This window comes from Novosphingobium sp., from assembly GCF_031424035.1.
Classification (GTDB): Bacteria; Pseudomonadota; Alphaproteobacteria; order Sphingomonadales; family Sphingomonadaceae; genus Novosphingobium.
The window spans coordinates 1-20,916 of sequence record NZ_JANPGP010000011.1; the positions used below are offsets into that span (position 1 = coordinate 1).

Annotated in this window: 22 protein-coding genes and 1 tRNA gene; 7 read left to right on the forward strand and 16 right to left on the reverse strand. The window is 61.4% G+C overall.

From position 1 onward, the window contains the following. Window positions 1–38: 38 nt before the first annotated feature. The 3 genes from RMO89_RS00790 to RMO89_RS00800 all read right to left on the reverse strand — a co-directional run bounded on the left by RMO89_RS00790 (window position 39) and on the right by RMO89_RS00800 (window position 2,874). A tRNA-Ile gene (locus RMO89_RS00790) sits at window positions 39–115 on the reverse strand. Window positions 116–151: 36 nt separating this feature from the next. Continuing rightward, window positions 152–1,156, reverse strand: a complete 1,005-nt coding sequence (locus RMO89_RS00795) for a polysaccharide deacetylase family protein (RefSeq protein ID WP_409035496.1) — start codon at window positions 1,154–1,156, stop codon at window positions 152–154. Between the two features lie 65 nt (window positions 1,157–1,221). Next, window positions 1,222–2,874: a histidine kinase dimerization/phospho-acceptor domain-containing protein gene (locus tag RMO89_RS00800; protein ID WP_310530627.1), complete on the reverse strand. Its 1,653-nt coding sequence runs from the start codon at window positions 2,872–2,874 to the stop codon at window positions 1,222–1,224. 226 nt (window positions 2,875–3,100) lie between these two features. On the opposite strand from RMO89_RS00800, the gene RMO89_RS00805 reads away from it, so the two are divergent. Next, entirely contained in the window at window positions 3,101–3,565 is a 465-nt protein-coding gene (locus RMO89_RS00805; protein WP_310530629.1) for an Lrp/AsnC family transcriptional regulator, read from the forward strand. Between the two features lie 22 nt (window positions 3,566–3,587). Here the strand turns inward: RMO89_RS00805 and RMO89_RS00810 are convergent, their stop codons facing one another. After that, complete coding sequence (locus RMO89_RS00810) at window positions 3,588–3,965, reverse strand: PilZ domain-containing protein (RefSeq protein WP_310530631.1); 378 nt, start codon at window positions 3,963–3,965, stop codon at window positions 3,588–3,590. 99 nt (window positions 3,966–4,064) lie between these two features. Here RMO89_RS00810 and RMO89_RS00815 point away from each other — a divergent pair, with 99 nt between their 5' ends. Further along, on the forward strand, window positions 4,065–5,417 hold the full coding sequence (locus RMO89_RS00815) for an MFS transporter (protein ID WP_310530632.1): 1,353 nt from the start codon (window positions 4,065–4,067) through the stop codon (window positions 5,415–5,417). A 67-nt stretch (window positions 5,418–5,484) separates the two neighbouring features. Here RMO89_RS00815 and RMO89_RS00820 read toward each other — a convergent pair whose 3' ends face one another. The 5 genes from RMO89_RS00820 to RMO89_RS00840 all read right to left on the reverse strand — a co-directional run bounded on the left by RMO89_RS00820 (window position 5,485) and on the right by RMO89_RS00840 (window position 8,672). Then, a complete protein-coding gene (locus RMO89_RS00820; RefSeq protein WP_310530633.1) occupies window positions 5,485–5,871 on the reverse strand; it encodes a DUF559 domain-containing protein in 387 nt (128 codons plus the stop codon). 40 nt (window positions 5,872–5,911) lie between these two features. Next, window positions 5,912–7,261, reverse strand: a complete 1,350-nt coding sequence (accC, locus tag RMO89_RS00825; protein WP_310530635.1) for an acetyl-CoA carboxylase biotin carboxylase subunit — start codon at window positions 7,259–7,261, stop codon at window positions 5,912–5,914. A gap of 14 nt (window positions 7,262–7,275) precedes the next feature. Next, the gene (accB, locus tag RMO89_RS00830; protein ID WP_310530636.1) at window positions 7,276–7,761 is read right to left on the reverse strand and encodes an acetyl-CoA carboxylase biotin carboxyl carrier protein; all 486 of its coding nucleotides are present in this window, start codon (window positions 7,759–7,761) and stop codon (window positions 7,276–7,278) included. A gap of 117 nt (window positions 7,762–7,878) precedes the next feature. Next, complete coding sequence (locus RMO89_RS00835; protein ID WP_310530637.1) at window positions 7,879–8,184, reverse strand: hypothetical protein; 306 nt, start codon at window positions 8,182–8,184, stop codon at window positions 7,879–7,881. Window positions 8,185–8,258: 74 nt separating this feature from the next. Further along, window positions 8,259–8,672 carry a holin family protein gene (locus tag RMO89_RS00840; RefSeq protein ID WP_310530639.1) on the reverse strand — a complete coding sequence of 138 codons (414 nt, stop codon included), beginning with the start codon at window positions 8,670–8,672 and terminating at the stop codon, window positions 8,259–8,261. A 171-nt stretch (window positions 8,673–8,843) separates the two neighbouring features. On the opposite strand from RMO89_RS00840, the gene RMO89_RS00845 reads away from it, so the two are divergent. The 4 genes from RMO89_RS00845 to RMO89_RS00860 all read left to right on the forward strand — a co-directional run bounded on the left by RMO89_RS00845 (window position 8,844) and on the right by RMO89_RS00860 (window position 12,714). Continuing rightward, window positions 8,844–10,481 carry a hypothetical protein gene (locus RMO89_RS00845; protein ID WP_310530641.1) on the forward strand — a complete coding sequence of 546 codons (1,638 nt, stop codon included), beginning with the start codon at window positions 8,844–8,846 and terminating at the stop codon, window positions 10,479–10,481. Window positions 10,482–10,737: 256 nt separating this feature from the next. Further along, a complete protein-coding gene (locus RMO89_RS00850) occupies window positions 10,738–11,976 on the forward strand; it encodes a tyrosine-type recombinase/integrase (RefSeq protein ID WP_310530642.1) in 1,239 nt (412 codons plus the stop codon). Window positions 11,977–12,017: 41 nt separating this feature from the next. Then, on the forward strand, window positions 12,018–12,377 hold the full coding sequence (locus RMO89_RS00855) for a type II toxin-antitoxin system RelE/ParE family toxin (protein WP_257543382.1): 360 nt from the start codon (window positions 12,018–12,020) through the stop codon (window positions 12,375–12,377). After that, window positions 12,370–12,714 (forward strand): helix-turn-helix transcriptional regulator, encoded by a 345-nt coding sequence (locus tag RMO89_RS00860; protein ID WP_310530644.1) that lies wholly within the window; start codon window positions 12,370–12,372, stop codon window positions 12,712–12,714. The genes RMO89_RS00855 and RMO89_RS00860 overlap by 8 nt, the downstream gene beginning before the upstream one ends. 63 nt (window positions 12,715–12,777) lie before the next feature. Here the strand turns inward: RMO89_RS00860 and RMO89_RS00865 are convergent, their stop codons facing one another. From RMO89_RS00865 to RMO89_RS00875, 3 genes are read right to left on the reverse strand one after another with little or no spacing between them, the layout of a single operon-like run. Next, the gene (locus RMO89_RS00865; protein ID WP_310530645.1) at window positions 12,778–13,671 is read right to left on the reverse strand and encodes a plasmid partitioning protein RepB C-terminal domain-containing protein; all 894 of its coding nucleotides are present in this window, start codon (window positions 13,669–13,671) and stop codon (window positions 12,778–12,780) included. Next, a complete protein-coding gene (locus RMO89_RS00870) occupies window positions 13,668–14,561 on the reverse strand; it encodes a plasmid partitioning protein RepB C-terminal domain-containing protein (protein WP_310530646.1) in 894 nt (297 codons plus the stop codon). The genes RMO89_RS00865 and RMO89_RS00870 overlap by 4 nt, the downstream gene beginning before the upstream one ends. A gap of 3 nt (window positions 14,562–14,564) precedes the next feature. Beyond that, the gene (locus RMO89_RS00875; RefSeq protein WP_310530647.1) at window positions 14,565–16,136 is read right to left on the reverse strand and encodes a recombinase family protein; all 1,572 of its coding nucleotides are present in this window, start codon (window positions 16,134–16,136) and stop codon (window positions 14,565–14,567) included. A gap of 77 nt (window positions 16,137–16,213) precedes the next feature. On the opposite strand from RMO89_RS00875, the gene RMO89_RS00880 reads away from it, so the two are divergent. Next, a complete protein-coding gene (locus RMO89_RS00880; RefSeq protein WP_310530648.1) occupies window positions 16,214–16,564 on the forward strand; it encodes a hypothetical protein in 351 nt (116 codons plus the stop codon). 119 nt (window positions 16,565–16,683) lie between these two features. On the opposite strand, the gene RMO89_RS00885 is transcribed toward RMO89_RS00880, so the two are convergent. The 4 genes from RMO89_RS00885 to RMO89_RS00900 all read right to left on the reverse strand — a co-directional run bounded on the left by RMO89_RS00885 (window position 16,684) and on the right by RMO89_RS00900 (window position 20,904). Then, the gene (locus RMO89_RS00885; protein WP_310530649.1) at window positions 16,684–17,598 is read right to left on the reverse strand and encodes a zincin-like metallopeptidase domain-containing protein; all 915 of its coding nucleotides are present in this window, start codon (window positions 17,596–17,598) and stop codon (window positions 16,684–16,686) included. A 412-nt stretch (window positions 17,599–18,010) separates the two neighbouring features. After that, on the reverse strand, window positions 18,011–19,558 hold the full coding sequence (locus tag RMO89_RS00890; RefSeq protein ID WP_310530650.1) for an ATP-binding protein: 1,548 nt from the start codon (window positions 19,556–19,558) through the stop codon (window positions 18,011–18,013). Between the two features lie 3 nt (window positions 19,559–19,561). After that, window positions 19,562–20,074, reverse strand: coding sequence for a DNA-binding protein (locus tag RMO89_RS00895; protein WP_310530651.1), 513 nt, complete (start codon window positions 20,072–20,074; stop codon window positions 19,562–19,564). Beyond that, complete coding sequence (locus tag RMO89_RS00900; RefSeq protein WP_310530652.1) at window positions 20,041–20,904, reverse strand: phospholipase D family protein; 864 nt, start codon at window positions 20,902–20,904, stop codon at window positions 20,041–20,043. The genes RMO89_RS00895 and RMO89_RS00900 overlap by 34 nt, the downstream gene beginning before the upstream one ends. Window positions 20,905–20,916: the final 12 nt, after the last annotated feature.

Consider the following 20,916-nt stretch of genomic DNA (forward strand, 5'->3'; position numbering starts at 1 on the left):
TGCGCCACTCCCCGACCTGGGGTATTTCTTTCCTGCGGTGGTGGGCCCGGCAGGACTCGAACCCGCGACCTAGCCGTTATGAGCGGCCAGCTCTAACCAACTGAGCTACAGGCCCAACCGCAGGTGCCGCGCGTTAGACGCCTGGCGCGGATTACGCAAGCGCCGCTGCGTCCATGATTTCGCGGTTGCTCGTCGGGCGTACATTGCGGTTGGCCAAGTGCGCGAAAATGCGCCGCCACCAGTCATAGAGCGCGTCGAGATCGTCTTCGCTGCGCACATATGGCGTGTAGCCTGCTCCCAGCGAGGGGCTGTGGAAGGAAAGAACGATTACCGGCAGGCCCATGTCCACGGCGATGTCCGCGCCGCGGATCGCTTCATCGATTGAAACGCCTTCAGGCGTCATCGGGATGCGTTCGAGCAAGCCGAAACGCGACATGGCCCCCCGGATTCGCGGCGCGCGCCACAATCGGGGGTAGAGCCACTGGCCCGCCGCACGCAGCGGTCCCCAGAACACCGTGGTCAGTGGCAGTTCCATCAGCGATCGTTCCTCGTCGATCCACCATGGCTTTAGCGGCAGATCGCGAAAGTTCGCGCCGCCGGTAGCGCTGTAATCGAACAGGCTGCGCGCCGAGGTGTCGATCGGCACACCGAATTCCTTGAGCACGCGGTGCGTGTTTGGCCCCACGCCATAGCGCCCGGCGCGGTAGCTGAGCGGAGCCGAGCCAAGGTTGGTGGTGATCGCCTCGTACAGCCGGGCGAACTTCTCGCGCTCCAATGTCGCGGGCAGGTTGCCCGAGAACGAATTGAATTCGCTCAGGTCTTCGTCAAACGGCGGGCTGACCCAGGGATGCAGTTGCACGCCCACTTCGGCGCGGCCAGTGGCCAGCGGTTCGCGCAGGATCTCGGCGGCGCGGGGGCAGGTGGCGACGGGATAATCGACAAGATAAACCGGCGCCACGCCCTGTCCTTCGCAGAACTCCTGAAACTTGGCGAGCAGCGGCACGTGTTTGAGGCCGTGGCTCGTGCGGTCAAGCGGGCGCCGCCAGTCAAACTCCTCTTCGGTGTCGACCGTGACAATGAACCTTTGCCCGAAGCCTGGCGCGAACTGCACCATGTCTTCGGCATCCGGCCTGTCGGTAATTCGCCTTTCGGCCAAGCGCCTGAACCTTCCCCGCTAGAACGTGATCACGCTCTGGACCTGCGCGCCCCCAGTTCCGGAGTTTAACCCGGCAATCCTTTACTTTCGGTATTCGCCGGGATGGTCAAGTCACTTGCGACCAGCGGCAGTTCCAGCCGCAGGTTGTCGCCTTGCCGTTCAAGCTTGCCTCCGCCGGACTTGGCCTCATTCGCGGCAAGGCGCAGGGCGAATCCCGCGCCGAACATGCCGGCGCTGAGCGGGGTCGAAGCATGAGGCGCTGCGGCGTGGAAAATATCGTCCTGATCAGCCAGTGCACGCGGCAGGGCCAGCGTCAGGCAGGCGGTATCGTCCATTGTGGTCAGCGACATGGCCATGTGCTCGCTCGGCGCGGCGCTCGATGCCAGGGTGGCGAGAAGCCGCCAGACCAGCCGTTCCGCCTCTTCGCGCGCCATGCCAAGCGGCAGGGCGGGGGCGGGCGCAGCGCTGACGAAGGCTGAATCGCGCGCCGCCATGTGCGGGGCAAGATGATCGGCGAGCGATTGCGCCACTTCGCCCAGATCGCAGGCGCCCGGTTCCAGCGACATCGCCCCGGTGGCCAGCTTGGCCAGCCGCTCAAGATCGTCAAAGCCGGCGAGCATTCGCGCGGCATCGCCGGCAATGGCGGCGGCGTGGGCGCGGTATTCATGCGGGGTCGGGCCGAACAACTGCTGCTGGATGACCTCGGCAAAGCCCTGGATGGCGTTGATCGGCGTGCGCAGTTCGTGAATCAGCTGGCGCAGGCGATCGGCCTCGCTGACCTGGCTGCTGTCGGGTGCCATTTCGGGCGGGCAGGGACGGCGCAGGCGGCCTTCATAGCCGGTGAAGCGGCCGCGCTGGTCAAAGCGCGCCTGAGCGTCGACGCGCCATTCCCCGGCGATGGCAGTGCTGCCCTCGATATGCAGCGTCTCGCCGGTGATCGGTACGCGCCGGGCGAACCTTGCCGAGATCGCGGGCGATCCCTGTGCAGCGGCTGAGCGATCGCGCGAAAACAGAGCGAGCCCGATAACGGCGGGCGCGGCGCCAGCGTCGGCCCAGTCGATCCGGCCGCTTTCATCGCAAGTGAAAGCCACAGCGGCGAGTGGCTGGCTCGGCCCGGCTTCGACAGGCTCGGTATCGCGCGCCGTGTGGCGGGCGCGGTACGCCTCGATCCGGCGGACGATCGCGCCGATGCCTTCTTCGCTGTCGGACCTGCCATTTTCGACTTCGGGCTTGCTAGCTGGTTGCGTGTCATTCGCCGGATGGCGGCTGGCGCGGCCGGCGGGAGGCAGTGCGTGGCGGGCAATGCCGAGCCGGTCGAGCAGGCCTTCGACCCGCTTGCCCAGGTCGCCGCGCTGGCGCAGCAGGGGCCGGACCTGTGCGGGAAGTGCGGGGATCAGGTCGAGCCATTCATCCTCGCCAAGCTGCGCGGCGCTGAGCGCGGCATCGGCAATCTGCGGTTCGGCGCGCGCCAGCTCGGCCACCAGCCGCGGCGAGCGCAGGCGCAGTCCGGCTTCGGCCACGGCAGAAGCGCGATCTGCGGCTGGTATCGCTTGCGACAGTTCGGCCAGTTTGACCCAAGCCGCGTCGATCACTTCGCCGCGCGCATCGGCGGGCAATGTGCCGAGCAAATCTACCAATTGCCGGAACTGGGTGCGCGCGCTCGTCTCCCCGCCCGCGCGGGTGCGCAAGACAGTGTGGAGACGATCATCGATCTGCATGGCGTTCAGAAGCACTTCCAGGCCCCGGCTGATGGAGGGGCTACATACTTGTAAATACGAGGTAGCAGGATTGCGCGCGGGAAAAAGCGCTGTGGACAACTGCGTCACAAACCGGGACAATTGCTTAACTAAACAATAATATTGCCAATCGTTGCTCCAAACGGCAGGTTAATTTCCGACTCAGAGTCGGCTGTAACACGCCGGGGGCATTTCAAAAGGCAAGGCAATGGCAAATCTCGACCAGATCGACCGGCGGCTGCTTGCCGAATTGCAGGACGAAGGACGCATCACCAACGTTGAACTGGCCAACCGTGTCGGCCTTACCGCGCCGCCGTGCCTGCGCCGCGTGCGCGCGCTGGAAGACGAAGGTGTGATCCGCGGCTATCATGCTGACCTCGATGCATCGAAGCTGGGCTTCGCCATCACCGTCTTCGCCATGGTCAGTCTGAAGAGCCAGGCGGAAGATTCGCTCCGCCAGTTCGAAGATGCGATGCGGGCGCTGCCCGAAGTGCGCGAATGCCACATGCTCAATGGCGAGATCGACTTCATCCTCAAGATTGTCAGCCGCGACCTGCAGAGCTTTCAGGAATTGCTGACCAGCAAGCTGACCCCGGCGCCCAACGTCGCCAGCGTCAAGACATCGCTGACGATCCGCACGGCCAAGCACGTGCCGGGTGTGCCGCTGGAATAACGGAAGGCGGAGGTGGCAGAGTTCAGATCTGCCGCTTCAACATGCGCCGGTCGATCACGGGTTCAACCTTGCGGCCTTCCATCAGGTTGTCGAACGTTGCTTCGTGCAGCGGGTTGTCAAATTCGCAGCCGATGATGAAGCCGTTGGCCCACGATACCCGCGCCGAAATCGGGGCGAGGCCGGGCAGGGCAATCCAGAAGGTGTCTTCCATCTTGAGCGGCTGGATCAAGCTGAGCCGTGCGCCGTGGCGGGAAAGGTCGATCAGGCGCACCCGCATCCGGCGCCCATTCCGCCCGAACTGCACCTGCGCCTGCAGGTACTTGCGCGCAGACCGCCGCCGCCCGACGCGGTCATCATCGCTGTGACCTGAATGGCCGGAGTGGGGCGGAGCTACGTCCATCGCGCCAGACTAGAGCGACAATCGGTTTTTCGCGTCAACAGGCATGGTTGACACAGGGTTACGGAAATTTCCCGATTGCAGGCTGGCAAGTGCGGCTCGATGTCGGCATGGTCGGGCGGCGACGTGCAAGGCGGCACGCGGGCTGAGGGGGAATACCGGGTGACGGCAAAGGGCGGCAGCGAACTGCAATCGGCGATCAGCAAGGCCGGCTGGCGCATCATCCCGTTGCTCAGCGTGGGCTATCTGTTTGCCTATATCGACCGGGTCAACGTGTCGTTCGCCTCGACGCAGATGAACGTCGATCTTGGCTTTTCCGCCACGGTTTACGGGCTTGGCGCTGGGCTGTTCTATCTTGCCTATGCCTTGGTCGAGATCCCCTCGAACGTGCTGCTGATGCGCTTCGGCGCGCGGCGCTGGCTGGCGTGGATCATGATCATGTGGGGCCTGCTGGCGATCTCCATGATGTTCGTGAAGACGCCGACGCAGTTCTACTCGGTGCGCTTCCTGCTCGGCCTGTCGGAAGCCGGTTTCTTCCCCGGAGTGATGTATTACCTTTCCACCTGGTTCCCGACGAAGCAGCGCGGCAAGGCGATGGGGCTGTTCTATGTGGCCAACCCGCTTGCGGTCTTCGTCATGGGCTTCATTTCAAAGCCGCTGCTGGCGATGGACGGGCTCTATGACCTGCGCGGCTGGCAGTGGATGTTCCTGATCGAGGGCATTCCGCCGGTGCTGGTCGGCCTCGCCCTGCTGGCTTTCCTGCCTGACCGCCCGGACGAGGTGAAATGGCTGAGTGAGGGCGAGCGCGAAAGCCTCCGCGTTGCCGTAGCCGAACACCCGCAAAAGCATGAGGACCACTCCGCCGGCGGTATGCTTGCCGTGCTGGCGGACAAGCGCGTGCTGCTGCTCACCGCGATCTACCTGCTGACGCTGGCGGCCGGCACAACCTTCATCCTTTCCGCCCCCGCCATCCTGATGGAGCGTACCGGTTGGGACATCGGCCATGTCGGCTGGCTGATCAGCGCCGGCGGACTGACCGCGGCGGCCTTCATGCTGATCGGCGGCTGGATCACTGACCACCGGGGTGAACGCTATACCGTGCTTTACGTCGCGCTGGGGTTTGACGTGATCGGCTACCTGATGATTGCCGCCGCGCCCTCGGCATGGATGGTCGCAGCGGGGTTGATCCTCAGTCAGATCGGCCGCGGCGCGCACTCCACCGCGCAGGTCGCGCTCTGGGCCGACGTGCTGAAGGACCGCCGCATGGCGATCGGGGCGGCGGCAATCAGCTCGGTCGCGAACCTTGGCGTCTGGCTGCTGCCGATCGGCTTTGGCATGGCGAAGGACGCGACCGGGGGTTATACCTTCGGCCTCTGGGCCTTTCCGGTGATGCACGTGCTGGCGATTGTCGCGACAGTGGTGCTGATGCGGATGGTGCGGGTGAAAAAGGCCTAGTCCCTCTCCAAATTTGCGAAGCACATTTGGGGAGGTGGCAGACGCGAAGCGGATGACGGAGGGGCCTTTAACGCTTGCAATAGCGAACCAAGCCATCGGCGACGTCCTCGGCTGACTTCAATACGTCTCTTGCCGGAATTCGGAGGGTTTCGATCCCTTGCGCCAAAAGCCAGGCATCGCGCTTTGCATCTTGCTGTGGCTTGCTGCCCATGTCGTGCACCAAGCCATCTACCTCGATGCACACCATTGCAGCGGCGCAGTAGAAATCGAGGATGTAATCACCGAGCGCATGCTGGCGGCGGACATGCACGCCATCAGGGTTCTTGCGCAGCAGGTTCCAAAGCAGGGTTTCCGGTAGGGTCATAGCCCGGCGGAGTTGGCGGGCCTTGGCGACATTCCGGATTTGCTTAGGCCGTGGCAATTGCCCCTCCGTCAGTCGCTTCGCGCCTGCCACCTTCCCATTTGGCTTCGCAAAATGGAGAGGGATTTAATGCCTACCCATCCCGCTTTGCCAGCCACTCCTCCAGCCACTTGATCGTATAGGCGCCGTCGATGAAATCCGGCTCCTTCATCAGCGCCTGATGCAAGGGGATCGAGGTTTTCACGCCGCCGATCACCATTTCCTCCAGCGCGCGCTTCAGGCGCATGATGCAGCCTTCGCGGGTGCGGCCCTTGACGATCAGCTTGGCGATCATCGAGTCATAGTACGGCGGGATGCGGTATCCGGCGTAGAGCCCGGAATCGACGCGCACGTTCATGCCGCCTGCCGCATGGTACATGTCGACCAGCCCGGGTGAGGGGGTGAAGTTCCACGGGTCTTCGGCGTTGATGCGGCATTCGATGGCGTGGCCGGAAAACTCGATGTCTTCCTGCTTGACCGACAGCGGCTTGCCATCGGCGATGCGGATCTGTTCGCGCACCAGATCGAGGCCGGTGATCGCTTCTGTTACCGGATGCTCAACCTGCAGGCGGGTGTTCATTTCGATGAAATAGAACTCGCCATTTTCCCAGAGGAACTCGATCGTGCCGGCGCCGCGATAGTGCATGTCGGCCATGGCCTTGGCGACGATGCCGCCCATGCGGTCACGCTCGGCGGGGCTGATGACGGGCGAAGGCGCTTCTTCCAGCACCTTCTGGTGGCGGCGCTGGAGCGAACAGTCACGCTCACCCAGATGGATGGCATTGCCTTCGCCGTCGCCGAACACCTGGAATTCGATGTGGCGCGGATTGCCGAGGTATTTCTCGATATAGACGGTGGCATCACCGAACGCGGCCTTGGCCTCGCTGCCGGCCTGCTGGATCAGCGTTTCCAGCTCGTCAGGCCCGTTGCACACCTTCATGCCGCGGCCGCCGCCGCCCGAAGCGGCCTTGATGATCACCGGATAGCCGGCCGCCTCGGCAATCGCCTTGGCCTCGGTAATGTCGCTGACCGCGCCGTCGGAGCCGGGGACGAGCGGCAGGCCGAGCGCGCCCGCTGTGCGCTTGGCCTCAATCTTGTCGCCCATGGTGCGGATGTGTTCGGGCTTGGGCCCGACCCAGGTGATGCCGTGCGTCTCGACGATCTCGGCGAACTGGGCATTTTCCGAAAGGAAGCCATAGCCGGGATGGATCGCGTCGGCGTGAGTCACCTCGGCAGCCGAGATGATCGCCGCGACATTGAGATAGCTGTCGCGCGCCGCCAGCGGTCCGATGCAGACGGCGTGGTCGGCCAGCCGCACGTGCATGGCATCGGCATCGGCGGTGGAGTGCACCGCCACCGTCTCGATCCCCATTTCATGCGCGGCGCGGTGGATACGCAGCGCGATCTCGCCGCGGTTGGCGATCAGCAGGCGGGTGATGGGCATGGTGCGCCGGTGCCTTACGAGATCACGAGCAGCGGCTGATCGTATTCAACCGGTTGGCCGGTTTCGATCAGGATCGCCGATACAGTGCCGGCCTTGGTCGCTATGATCGGGTTCATCACTTTCATGGCCTCGATTATCAGCAGGGTATCGCCGACCTTCACCTGGCTGCCGACCGAAACGAAGTTTGGCGCGCCGGGTTCGGGCGTGAGATAGGCGGTGCCGACCATCGGGCTTTTCAGCGCATCGACGGGTGCAGCGGCTGGGGCGGCTTCTACTGCAGGGGCTGCGGCAACAGGTGCCGGACCGGCTGCCGGAGCCGGCGCGGCGACAAAGGCGCTGGCCGCCGTGGCGGCGCGCGAAACCTTGATCTTGCGATCGCCGTCCTCGACCTCGATTTCGGTGAGGCCCGTGTCGGCCAGCATCTCCGCCAGTTCGCGGACCAATGCGGTATCGATGTTCATGCCGTTCTGGCGCTTAACCGCGCCCTTTTCCTCGCCCATGAAGGGACCCCTGCAGATTTGTGACTGCAACCGCCCTATCGCTCCTGCGATGCGGCTGGCAAGGGTGAATGCACCTTTTGCGGGTGAATTTCCCGCCAAAGTGCCGATGTCGGGGGATTAGCCTTCGGGCGCCGCAACGGCGTTGTCGTTAAGTGCCGAGTCGGGATCTTGCGGTGCCCGGTCGACATCCTTTTCGGCATCGGACGGCGGATCCTGCGTCATCGTCGTACCGCTGGATGCCATTGCCCGCTTGGCGGCATTTTCCGCCGCCTTCTGGGCGGCTTCGGCCCGTGCGGCGGCTTGTTCGGCCCGGGCGAGTTTTTCCTCCAGCTCTCCGGCGCGGTTGGAGCCGCAGCCGGAGAGGAGGACGAGAGCGCAGCCCATCAGGGCTGAGCGAATGAGAAGTGACGGGCGTGTGCGCATCGTTTCCTGCAAAAAGGAGGCTTGTGGCCCGTGCATTAGCCCAAGGATGATTTACCCTTTCCTAACGATGCCGCTCAGCGGTCCACGCCGGAGATTTTGCCCCACTGGCGCGCCGCCGTATAGCCCAGATAACCGGTGCCGAAGAGCGCATAAAGCGGCTCAGGCAGTCCGCCGAGATAGGCGTTCATACCCTGCGCGATCGAGGTCGCCGCCTCGGGCCGGAAGGCAGCGATCAGGCCCATTGGCAGGGCCCACAGGATCATCACGTACATGACGTAGAGAAAGCTGGGGCGCGCTCGGCTGGTCCAGGGATCGTGCGAATTGGCCTCGGCAACGATGGCGGAGAGCCGGGTTTGCAGCATTTCCATGTCCTGCGTGCCCTGCAGCTTGATCAGTTCAAGCTTGGCGGCGTCGCGGGCCTTGGGATCGGGGATGACCTTGTCGATAATATGGGTGATCGGGCCGAGAAGCGAATCGAATAGTGCCATGTTTGGTTCTCCAAAAATAGAATGAATAACCAAAATGGTTCGTGTAGGAAAATTGGTCCTGTTGACGCGGGCACTGAAGCTGCAACAAAGGTCGGCAGATCCGGCGTGTCGCCGGAAGCGAGGTGTGCAATCGCGGCGTTGAAGGCAATTTTCGGCTGGCTTGGGAAGCACTTGCTTCTGCTCGCACTGATCGTCGGCGCGCTGATGTTGCATGCGTTGTGGGTCAACAGGGGCGGGGCCTCGCTCACCGACATCACCCATCGCGAGCGGGCTGCCCAGGCTGCCGCCGCCATTGCCGAAGTCGATGCGCGAAAAAAACAAGCGACTACGGAAATGCAGGAGCTGGCGGCCCGATCAGCCGTAGCCGGCGTTGGAGTGCTGGTCGGGCAGAAAGCCGAGGCGCAGCAGCGTCTCCACTCGCTTGAAGCAGCCGAACCTTCATCGCTTGAAGAGACGCGCTGGGCGGCGACCGGGAATGTGCCGGCTCTGCGAAGTGAAGCGATCCGCCGGCTCGACATCGAACGGCTCAAGCGCGAGATCGAATTTTATTCAGCCACGATAGATCTGGCAAACGATCCGGGCGGGGTCTGGGCGGAGCTCAGAAACGCCGAGGCGCGACTTGGACAGATGTCCGCCATAGCCAACCAGCGTTGCCAGTTGGCGACCGAAGCGCAGCAACGGCTGGATGCGTTCGGCACCCAGGGCAACGCGATTTTCCGCGGCTTCCGCCGCCTGTTTGGCGAGGAAGCAAGGCTCAAGCGCGAGGCCGTTTCGGCGCAGGATGCCTGCTACGCCGCGATCAAGGAGCGCGACGCGGCGGTGCGGGCACTGGCAGCCGCGCGGGAGGCGGTCCGCAAGGGGCAACTCGCGATAAATACCCAGATCGACGCGGCAACCGGCGAACTGGAAGCGATCCGCAAGCAGGTTGACGCTCCCAGCCAATCTCAGATGGCGGAATACCTCCGCATCGCGCTACTCGTCCTCCTCGGCATCATCGTTTCCCCCTGGCTGATCCGTGTGTTCCTCTATTACGTCGTCGCCCCCGCTGCCGAACGCCGCGCGACAATCCGCATCGACTTGCCCGACATGAAGGTCGCTCCCGTGGCCCGATCCAGCGCCTCGCGGATATCGCTGCCGGTGGTGATCGACGCAGCGGAAGAGCTGCTGATTCGGCAGGACTACCTGCAGACCAGCTCGCAAACGGCAGACAAGGCGACGCGCTGGCTGCTTGATTTCCGACACCCCTTGTCGAGCTTTGCCAGCGGGCTGTTTTTCCTGACGCGGGTGCGCGGCGAGGGCGAGGCGACAACTATTTCCGCCGTGCGCGATCCCTTTGCCGAACTGGCCGAGATCGAGCTGCCGTCAGGTGCCGCCTGCGTTCTCCATCCCCGCGCGCTGGTCGCCGTGGTCCAGCCGCTTGGCGCGCCGATGCGGATTACCAGCCACTGGCGGTTGTTCTCGCTCAATGCCTGGCTGACGCTGCAACTGCGCTTCCTCGCGTTTCACGGACCCTGCCGTCTGATAGTCAAGGGAACGCGGGGCGTGCGGCTGGAGCCGGCGCAGACGGGGCGGATTTTCGGGCAGGACCAGCTGGTCGGGTTCAGCGCCGACCTCGCCTATTCGGTGGCGCGGACCGAGACGTTCTGGCCCTACCTGTTCGGACGCGAGTCGCTGTTCAAGGACAAGGTGCAGGCGGGCGGGGGGCTGCTGATCATCGAGGAATCGCCGTTGTCGGCCCGCAATGGCGCGGGCGGCAGCAAGGGCCTCGAAGGCCTGCTGGACGCCGGACTCAAGGTGTTCGGACTCTAAAGAGGCTCGAATTTTGGAAAATTGGTCGGGACGAGAGGATTCGAACCTCCGACCCCCACACCCCCAGCCGCTTTTTTTGGGGGTTCGCGGTGCAACGCAGTTGCTCCGATAATTCTTGATTTTCCCTAAGAAATCAGCCACTTTCTGACCACTTAGGGCGTTGCGCATGGTGCCATTTCGATGCGCCTTGTTTCACCAAGTTGCACCACCAGCGCACCACCAGAATGATTCGCGGACCAAGCAAAGGCGGTAGACGATGCGTGCGGCACTCACCCAAATGGCAATCGACAAGTTGCCCGTTCCGGCTTCCAAAGTCGAGCATCGTGACACGAGGCTAAAGGGGCTGGTGCTTCGTGTGATGCCATCGGGCGTTAAATCTTGGTACTGCGAATACGGACGTGGGAAGCGGGTCTTCCTCGGGCGGGCAGATGTGCTCGGCGTTGCCGATGCGCGTGAGAGTGCCCGTACGATCCTTGCCGATGTTTATCGCGGGATCGACCCCATAGAAGCACGCAAACCCAAGCCGGGCGTACCGACCTTTCAAGACTTCCTTGATGGCGACTATAAAATCTGGGCGAAGGCCAATCAGCGGGCGCACGCGCAGAACCTCAAGCGGTTGGCGACGGCTTTCAAGCCTTTGCTGGATAAGCGGCTGGATGAAATCACAGGGCTGGATGTCGAGAAGTGGCGCGCGAGTGAGATTGAGCGCGGCCTCAGTCTGGAAACTATCAACCGCGATATTTCGTCGATCAAGGCCGCGCTCAATCGTGCTGTCGATTGGGAACTGATTTCGGCCAATCCTCTCGCCAAGGTCAAGAAGTCGAAAACGGACGACTGCCTCAAGGTCCGGTTCCTCAGCGACAACGAAGAGAAGCGGCTTCGCGCGGCGATGGATGCGCGTGAAGAGCGCCGCCGTGCCGAACGTGATTCCGCCAATCATTGGCGGCGTGAACGCGGCTATGTCCTGCTCCCCAGCCTGCGAACGGTGATGTTCACCGATCATGTGAAGCCGCTCATCCTGCTGTCGATCAACACTGGCTGTCGTCGCGGCGAATTGTTCGATCTCACATGGTGCAACGTCGATCTCGACCGACGCATTCTGACCGTGACAGGGGCGACGGCCAAATCCAAGCGCACGCGCCATATTCCGCTAAATCGTGAGGCGACTCTGGTCTTGCAGGGTTGGCGCGCGCAGGCAGAAGAAACGGACGGGTTGGTGTTCGTCAATGAAGCTGGGGAGCGGTTTGATCGCGTGAACTTCTCGTGGCGTCATTTGCTAAAGGACGCCGATATTGCTGCGTTCCGCTGGCACGACATGCGCCATCACTTTGCATCGCGGTTGGTGATGGGTGGTGTCGATCTCAATACCGTCCGTGAACTGCTCGGCCATAGCGACTATGCCATGACGTTGCGCTATGCTCATCTCGCTCCCGAACATAAGCTGAAGGCGGTTGAGGTGCTTGATCGCCGAACGTCTCTTGCAGCGGCGGCATGATAGCTATCGTAGATTGACTTTGTTGGCAGATATGACTACATATGACGAAATCGCGTAACACCCTTCGCACAATCTCTTGGATTAAGGCGGCGCGGAAAGATTTTGAGGCGTTTCCCGACAGGGCCATGAATCGGGCGTTCGATGCCCTGACTGTCGTTGCCGATGGCGGGACGCCGGAAATCGCCAAGCCGCTCGCCGGACTCGGTGCAGGTGTGTGGGAACTAGCGATCAAGGAGCGCGGCGACGCCTATCGCGTCGTTTACGCGCTGCAAGTGGGCGATGACATCTGGGTGGTTCATGCCTTCCAGAAGAAATCGACCAAAGGAATTTCGACGCCGCGCCACGAAATCGACCTCGTGCGCGAGCGTATTAAGCGGTTGAAGGAGATGCTCGATGGCTGACCATGATGACGATTTCGAGCTGGTCCGCGGCTCCGGCAACGTCTTTGCCGATTTCGATGTGCCCGACGCGAACCTTCGCCAGTTTCGCGCTATCCTTGCCGCTGAAATCGTCAAAACGCTCGATAGCGAGGGGCTGACGGTGCGCGATGCCGAGGCGCGCACCGGCATTGCGGCTGCGGATTTCTCCCGTATCCGCCAGGTCAAACTCGACCGTTTCACCATTGACCGGCTGATGCGTATTCTCGACCGACTCAACCGGGATGTGCGCGTGAAGATTTCGGTCGCGCCTCGTGTGCGTCCGTCGAAGGGGCCGTTGGCATCGCCGCTTGCTGCATGAAGTCCAAGGCTCGACACTGGCGATAGGCGTAGATGCTGCAGGACTTTCGGGCTGCTTGAATGGCTAAGCCGCTTCGCGGAGTTGCACGATCCGCTGGAACTCGGCCAGTAGTTCCGGGTGGCAGCGGGCAAGGTGGTGAACCACGCGCACGTTTTCCGTCATGCGGGCCAGATAGCCCGTCGCCAGCACCAAATCGAGATGGTCGGTTCCGTAGCTTTGCTCAATCATGCGAAACTCGCGGTCGATGTTGGTCGCTTCCCGCTCCATGTGCTCGATCTGCTCATCGCTAAGGCCCCGCACGATCTTGCGCTTTTCGCTGGTCAACAGATGCTGCGGCGTGGCGGCGACCAACGATTTGGCATAGGGCCATGAAAACCTGTTCATCGCCATCATGGTTTCGGCGACTTCGATCTGCCGCATGGGGCGCAGCTTTTTCACTTCGCGAAAGGTGTTGAGCGGCACCATCCGGTCTTGCAACAGCTTCGCCACTTCATCGCAAATTCCGTCCAGCAAGCGTCGTTTGCTCCGAATACTCGATATGTTGACGTTGAGCGCCCGCGCGAGGCGCTCCTCAGAAACGCCCTTCTCAAGCGCCTTCAGGATCATTTTATGTTCCTGAACGATAGCCATGCGGCTGATGCGCTTGTTGTAGGTGATGGCCTCGTCATCGGTCGCCACTAGGCAGACAACATCCTTGTCCCCACGCGCTTTCAGAACGTCGATGCGGATATGCCCGTCTAGCAGCCGGTATCGCTCTTCCTTGCCCGGCACGCGAACAACGACGGGCGGCTCGATAATGCCGACTTCGCTGATGGAGGCCGCGATCTGGCCGTATTTGGGCGATTTTCTTGTCGATTCTGGCATCGCGCGCAGAAGCTCGATTTCGCCTAGCGGAATCCGCAAACTGGTCTGTTCAAAGGCCAGCTTGATTTTGCGCTGCCGATTGCCACGGGTCATTGGACGCTGATCCTGACTTTTTGAATCCGATCCGCGAGCCGGGTTGGAATCGTCGCCAGCCCTTCATCTTCTAGAAGTGCAACGAAGGTTTCATCGTTCGATAGCTGGCTCAGCGCTTCGACGATAAAGACGAGGCGATTGCGGGTCGCCTCAGTCTTTCGGATCATCATGCGCTTGCGCTCGGTATCCTCCTGAAAGGCTTTCACTAGCCCTTCGGGCGTTGTTGCCGCGTCCTTGCCAACAAGCCGGTTGAGTTTAGCCGCTTTGCCAGAGCGTTTGCGCACTTCCACCAAACGGCGTGCTGCGATGAGCGCGCGTCCGCGCAGGAGATTATCTTCATAAGCCTTGTGAAGCGCGGCCTGCACGCCCTGATCGTCAGCTTCGCAGATTTCGAGGGCGACGGATATGGGGAGATAGCCCGCCTCGACGGCGGCGACGAGTCGCCGCTCGCCGCGTTCCAACAGCCTTCCCACGATATAAACATAATTGGCGGAAAGACCGGTCATGGCGGCGATTTCGTTGTCAGAATAGCCGCGCCCGCGCATCCCGAGGATGTCCTGCAACAAGTCCACGGCCTGATGCTGACGGCGGGCGCAATTCTCGACGAGGCTGGCGACGAAACAATCTTCCTGATCGGCGGTCACGATCAAGGCGGGCACCTCGACCTGGCCAAGTTGCCGGAAGGCTTCAAGGCGGCCCTGACCGCAGACAAGATCATAGAGCGGTCCATCCTCGCCATGACGACTGGTGACGGTGATCGGGCGTTTGAGGCCAACTTCGGCGATGTTCTCGACGATGCCCTTGAACACCTTCTTGTTGCGAAGGCGCGGATTGACGACGGTGATCCGGTCAATCGGGATCATCTCGACGCGCTGAGCGGGCAGCGCCACGGCCTATGCTGCCTGCCGGAATGGCACGCGCGTCGCCAAGGTGAACAATCCGTCCAGCGTGTCGAAGCGGAATGCGTCAAGCGACAGGCCATTATGATCTGCCAGTCGCAGCACGCCTTCGGCAAGGGTCATGCGCGGCAAGATATAGAAGTCGTGCGCGGTCATATTGTCCTCGTCCATCCTGACGCAGATTGTGAGGTCGGGGCGCAAGGTCTCGTCGAGCCTGATTTTCCAGCGGCGAAGGCCGCTGCGTGTCAGCTTGCACCGGGCGATAACGATGGAAGCGGTGATCTCGTCGTTGATTATCAGCGTGTCATCTTCGAGATTCTGGATCGCGCTGCCGCCTGCGGTGCGCACGCCCTCGATCACGTCCCGGACAATTGAAGGGTGCATCCGGCGCAAGGCACGGTTGATCTCAATGTAACGATAATCGTGGTCGGGATTGAAGCCGACCAACGCATAGGCGCGCAACAGGCTGCCAAAGCGGGACTGATAGGCGCTGCTGGACGGTCCATCTTCGAACTCATCAATGATAAGGCCGGAGAGGAATCCGTTCTTTTTCAGAATTTCCGACAGCACCTGCAATAATTCATCGTCAGTCAGGCGCTTTGAGCGCTCCGCTATGATGTGGCGCGCTTGGTCGAACGGCGCTTGCGGCACGATGGCAGGAAAGGCTTGATCGTGTCTGATCCAGTCCGATGGATCATTGCGAACGTGCCGGGTCTTCAGCTTGAAGGATGTGCGGCCCCATACGTTGTGACCGGCGTACTTGTCGTTGATGAGAATTTCGTGGACCGCACCACGTGTCCATGCACGGCCCAAGTCGGAAAGGATGCCTTTGGCATTAAGCCAATCGGCGATCTGCCGCTCCGATCTGCCGTCCTTAACGAACTGGCGGTAGATGTCGCGGACGGTGGCGATTTCTTCCTCCGGTCCCTGAACCAACACAATCCGATCCGTGGCGATGCTCTTGTGTTCGCCACGGGCCAAAATACCCTTGTGTTGGCCGCGTTCATCGACAAGCATCCGTCGCAGCCCGAAGCCAGGTGCACCACCTTGGCGATAGCCAAGGCTGATAAGGCGGCATTGTCCCGCGAACACCTTAACCGACAATTCGCGGCTGTATTCTCCGGCCATCGCCCGCTTTACGGTTTTGATGATCGACGAACCAATGGTGCCGTCGTTTTCGAACTGCTCAGCGATATAATGAACGGTGATCCCAGCGCGCTTGCAACGCAGCTCATAATAGGCCGCTTCATCGGGGTCTTGGAAACGCCCCCACCGGCTAACGTCATAAACGAGAACGGCCTCGAAATCGACGTTGCCGCCGTCGATGTCGGCGAGCAGCTGTTGCAGGGAATTGCGCCCGCCAATTTGAAGGCCGCTTTTGCCTTCATCGGCATAGGTGCGGACTATCTCGAATCCCCGCCTCTCGGCATATGCGCGTATTGCTGTCGCCTGATTGTCAGTCGAATATTGCTGATGATCGGTGGACATACGGACATATTCAGCGGCCCGCTTTGGTGGCGGGCCGTCTGATCGGAAATCATCGTCTGTTTTCCACTCAATGACCATCGTGGTCGCGCCTTATCGTTGCCCGGATGCCACCTCGCCGCGTGCTCTCTCCTTTCTAACAGCAAAGGGAGGGCAACATGTTTCCGAAGAAGGGAAGTTTATTTCCGGTCGGTCGCGACAGGCTGACGGATGCCGAGTTCGCGCAGGTGATCGCCTCAGCCTTGAAGGTCGAGTTTGGATCGACGCGCAACAGCACGAAGATGATTATGAAGTGGACAGGCGTCAGTGATCGCACCGCGAAAAACTGGCTGAACGGCACCAATGCCCCAAGTGGCGTGCATTTGATACTGCTGGCGCGGGAATCCAATGCGGTGCTGAAAGCGATGATGTTGATGGCCGAAAGGCCGGAAATGTCGTTAGGCGCAAGCCTTCTATCGCTGAGGCGCGTGCTTGGTGAAACAATGGCGGCGCTCGATCAGATGATTTGATCTCGCCATGATTCTGCATCGCAGGCCGCGACCGAAGGGCGCGGCCTGCGCATGGGATCGGGTGGGCGGGTCAAACGAAGTGGCCGCCCCAGACCGGGGCGGCCTCAATCATCGGCGGGCTATGCCGCCTCTTTGATCGCTTCGGGGTTCGCCAGTTGATGCAGGAAGGCGACGGCGCGTTCGGCATGGGCTGCTGCCTGCACAATGGCGCGGGTGTCGTTTTGCAAGACCTTGATCCAGCTTGCGATATAGCTGGCATGATCGGTGCGCGGCTCGATGCAAAGCCCCAGGTCGGCAGCTAAGAAAGCAGCGCCAAGTTCAGCGCACAATTCCTCGCGGGCATAGCCCTCATCGCCCCATTTCTCGCGGCCAAAGCTGCGATCAAGGCGGCTCTCATGGCGGGTCCAATGCACGGTTTCATGACCCCTTGTGGCGTAATATCCGTGGGCATCGTGGAAAGCCGCGAATGGCGGTAGCTGGATGCGGTCGGCTGACGGCATATAATATGCCTTGTCGCCGCCGTGGTTTACGGTCGCGGGGATGCTGGCAAAGAACGCCTCGGCGGCTGCGATCCGCTCAGTCTCCGGTGCGGGTTCTGGCACGATTTGGAACCGTTCCGGCAAACCATCGATCTGGGCCACGTTGAACACGGTGTAGGTTTTGAGGAAGCGGAAGCCCTGTTCCCGATCCTCGCCGGTGGTATCGTCATGCATGGTCTTGGCGCTGTCGCCGTAGTAGACCACGGTTGCACCGCGCTCGCCTTTGCGCACCTGCGCACCCAAGGCTTGCGCCTGCCGGTAGGTCATCCATGACGGGCTGACAAAGCCGGATGCTTGCGCCTCGATCCACAACAGCAGCACATTGATTCCGCGATAGGGCTGGCCGGTCGCGCGAAGTGGTCGCGCCCTGCCCGTTGTCGCCATGTCGCCGCCGCTCCACGGTTTCAGCCATGGGCGGGTGCCCTGTTCCAGCTCGGCCAGAATGCGGTCGGTGATGCGGCTGTGGGGGTCTTGCTTGGTGGTCTGCTTGGTCATGGTGTTTGCTCCCTTCCAATCCGCGCAGCGGGTCATGCCGCGCATGACCCCTGCCGACCCGGCGAGGGGCGGAGAGAGAGGGGGCAAGGTCCGGTGCCGGGGGTGGTGCGGGCGCAGCGCAGCGAGCCACGGCCCCAAAGCGGCACCTTGCTGGGAGAGAGAGGCAGCGCCTCTTTCTTCCTCGAAACAGGGGAAGGGTGCGCCGCTGGCGGCGCGCGTCATCGGGCGGGCGCGGGCACCCGCCCCAATTCGCGTCAGGGATGGCAACCCGCATGGGCGGAAACGACGCCGTCGGTTCCGTAGCGACAGCGATACAGCCCGGCCCGAAGGGGACGCTCGAGAATGCTTGGCGAGGAACTTATGTCGTCACGTGCCGCGCCCAAGCTCCGGCGTCTATCGATCGGAAAGCGGCCTATTCCTCCGGGACGAGCGGCCCATACTCCAGCTCATCAAGCCGCGCTGCAGCGCGACGAATACGGGCAAGCAATGTGGCATCGCCGTCCTTCGATTCCCACACGGCACGGCACTGGTTCAACAGTTCATGGATTTCGTCGAACCGGGCCTGATCCTCTGCCGCAATACCTGACAACGCAGCGGCAATCTCGTTGGCCCGGTCCAGATCGGATATGGCGACAACGCCTCCCGCGCGGATTTCCTGCAATGTGGTCAGCCGCTTGCCTCCCGGCTTCTCAAAAATCGACCGCTTACCCTGCAGCAGCTTGTTGAACTCCGTTCGGGTCTTGGGTTTGGCGTGTTTGTTGGATTTGAGCGAGTTGATAGCCCCATTGCGGGATTGCCCGGCAAGGTGGAGATAATAGAAAATCGGGAGAATCCAGCCCTGCTCGTGACTGGCCTGGCTGAAATATGACAGTGGTTGCTCCACCGGAACCCGGTTGAGGAAATTGCGCAGGATGGCGTCTACCGTCACCTCCTCGCGCACGGTTCTGACAGGCGACATCATTTCAGCGGGAACGGTCTGGGCATCGCCGATGATGCGCAGTGTTGGTGCGCCGTCCACCTCGTCGAATTCACCCTCCCGGATGAACTTGATCTGCTCCAGCGATTTCGGGTCAATCAGGATTGACCGCTGCCCGCCTTCCAATTGGCCGTCTGCCAGATTGGCAACCATCGCATCCTTGGGGCCGAGTTCGAGCAATCGCTGCACCATCGGCAAGATTGCCTCGCGGCTGCGCTGATCGCGTTCATCAAGGATGGCGCGGAGATCGGCGTAGCAAATGGCCTTGGTTTCGCCGGGGTAGCGAAAATAAATTGCGCCTTCGGCAACGTCGCCCTCGGTCTTGCTGGCGATAACGGGTTTGGCGCTATGTGGTTCAACATGGATCACGCCGACCGTCATGGCATCGAGTTTGAGGCTGGCGACGCGGAAGCGCGGAGTGGGTTCCAACACGGAACGGATTGTCTGACTGAACTTGTTCTGGTCGGTATTGGTGAAACGATCATCGGCCAGCCCGCAAACAGCGAAGCCCAACGGCTTGTCCTTCACCCCGAAAAACAGATAGCCGCCGCGATTATTGGCGAAACCAGCGATGGTCCGCAGCGGCTTGCCAAAGTTGCGAAGGCTGAACCCCTCCTTGCATTCGAACTCGTCGCTCTCGCCAGCGGTGCAGTGCCAAGCGCCGGTTGCATCCTTGGCAAAGAAGGAACGCAACACCTTTTCATCCATCGCATCCAGCGGCGCGGACGGCGCTGTTTCGACGACGATGCCGGGGGCGGCAAGCTCGGGTGAGGTGAAATTGGCGATGAAGGCAGACAAGGCCTCATCGCTCGCCGTGGGCACTTCCGGGCCATAGTCGGCGTGTTTGATGCCGCTGATCCGGCCCGAATTGACTGCACGGTCCTGCCGGTTGAAATAGAACTGGATGGCTTTGTTCGCCATGCCGCGTGCCAGCATGGCTTTGATCAGGCCGATTTCCTCATCGGTGATGCTGCGCTTGGCCATGGCTCAAACCACCTGCGCGCCCATGCCGGTCAGATTGGCATTGCTGGGGGATGCCAGTGTAAAAACAGGCAGCCCCAACGCGACGGCTTCGGCGGCAAGGGCTTCGGTCTTTCCGCCCAATGATGCGTGAGCGAACACGATGGTGGCGGCGCGGGTGAGGATGTAGCGGTTGCGCTGTTCAGCGGTGCGGGCGGTGGTCTGGCGCACATTGGCGGCGAATTGGGAAACGATCAGCGCGCGCCCTTCCTTTTCGGCACTGCGGAGCGCAGCAGGTAGGCGCGCACCGTCAAGTGCTCGGGCCAGAACTTGGATAACTGGTGCGCTACCACGCAGCAGGATGCGCAGCACGTCGCGCTCAACGGGCGTGTGAAAGCCGCTGATCACAGGTGCGTCATCCGACCTGCGCGCATTGGCCCAATCCTGCGCTTTCAGGATTACGTCGCCGGGGCAGGACTGAGAGCAAAAGAAGGCCAATGGCTGGCCTAAGTCACAATCCATAAGCGCCCTGATACCCACGAGGGGTTTTCGGTCTTCCGCAATTCCTTGTCCAGAGCCTTGAATTTCGAGTTGGCAGGGCCGATCACTCGGTAGTCATAGCGGTTCAGTCCGACATACCAAACTTCTAATAAGGCCCCCGGCACTGCCTCGGGAATGTCCAAGGTAATGACCTTGGCATGTCTTACGACCTTACGATCAAACACTTCGCCTGTTTTCGTATTTCGCAATCGTAGGGTCGGCATTTCAACGTCATCAAGGTCAATGCCGAAAAACTCCCTCCATGCGCCGGATGTTGGCTGGACCTGATGCCCAGAGTATCCCTGCTGATCCGACGGCATAATCTGTGTGAGCAAGCGTCTGTGCGTTTCCTTTGAAATGCTAGGTATTACGAATTTTGGGGGTCGGTATCGGGCTTCGAGCCAGTCAAAAGCGTCGTCATCCAGGCAGTCTGTGGACAGACTCATGACAAAAGTTCGAATGCCTTTCAGGGTTTTGGCATCGACTACCGCAACGTTTGCTTCAATCAACCGGGTGGCAGAGTTAGCAGATGCGTTGGACGAGCCAACAAACCCGACAGAGTCAAAGGCAAAGGCCTTTGCATGGAGCAAAGGCATGGAGAACACCTTTACGCCTTCGTCATGGAGCCGCCGAAGTGCCTTTGGGTCGGTTATGCCTGTCGTGACGGCGCCAAGACTGGCATCGACAACAAGGTTGCTTCCTTCCCTCAGGGGTAGAAGCTTGTCACCCCTGCTGCCAAAATAGGCTACAGCCGCAAACGAAGGCTTTGTTGCTTTCGATGCTGCTGCAGTTATCTTTTTCCAGCCCCCAGTTGTGATCAGTTGGTTCATCAATTCTTCCGC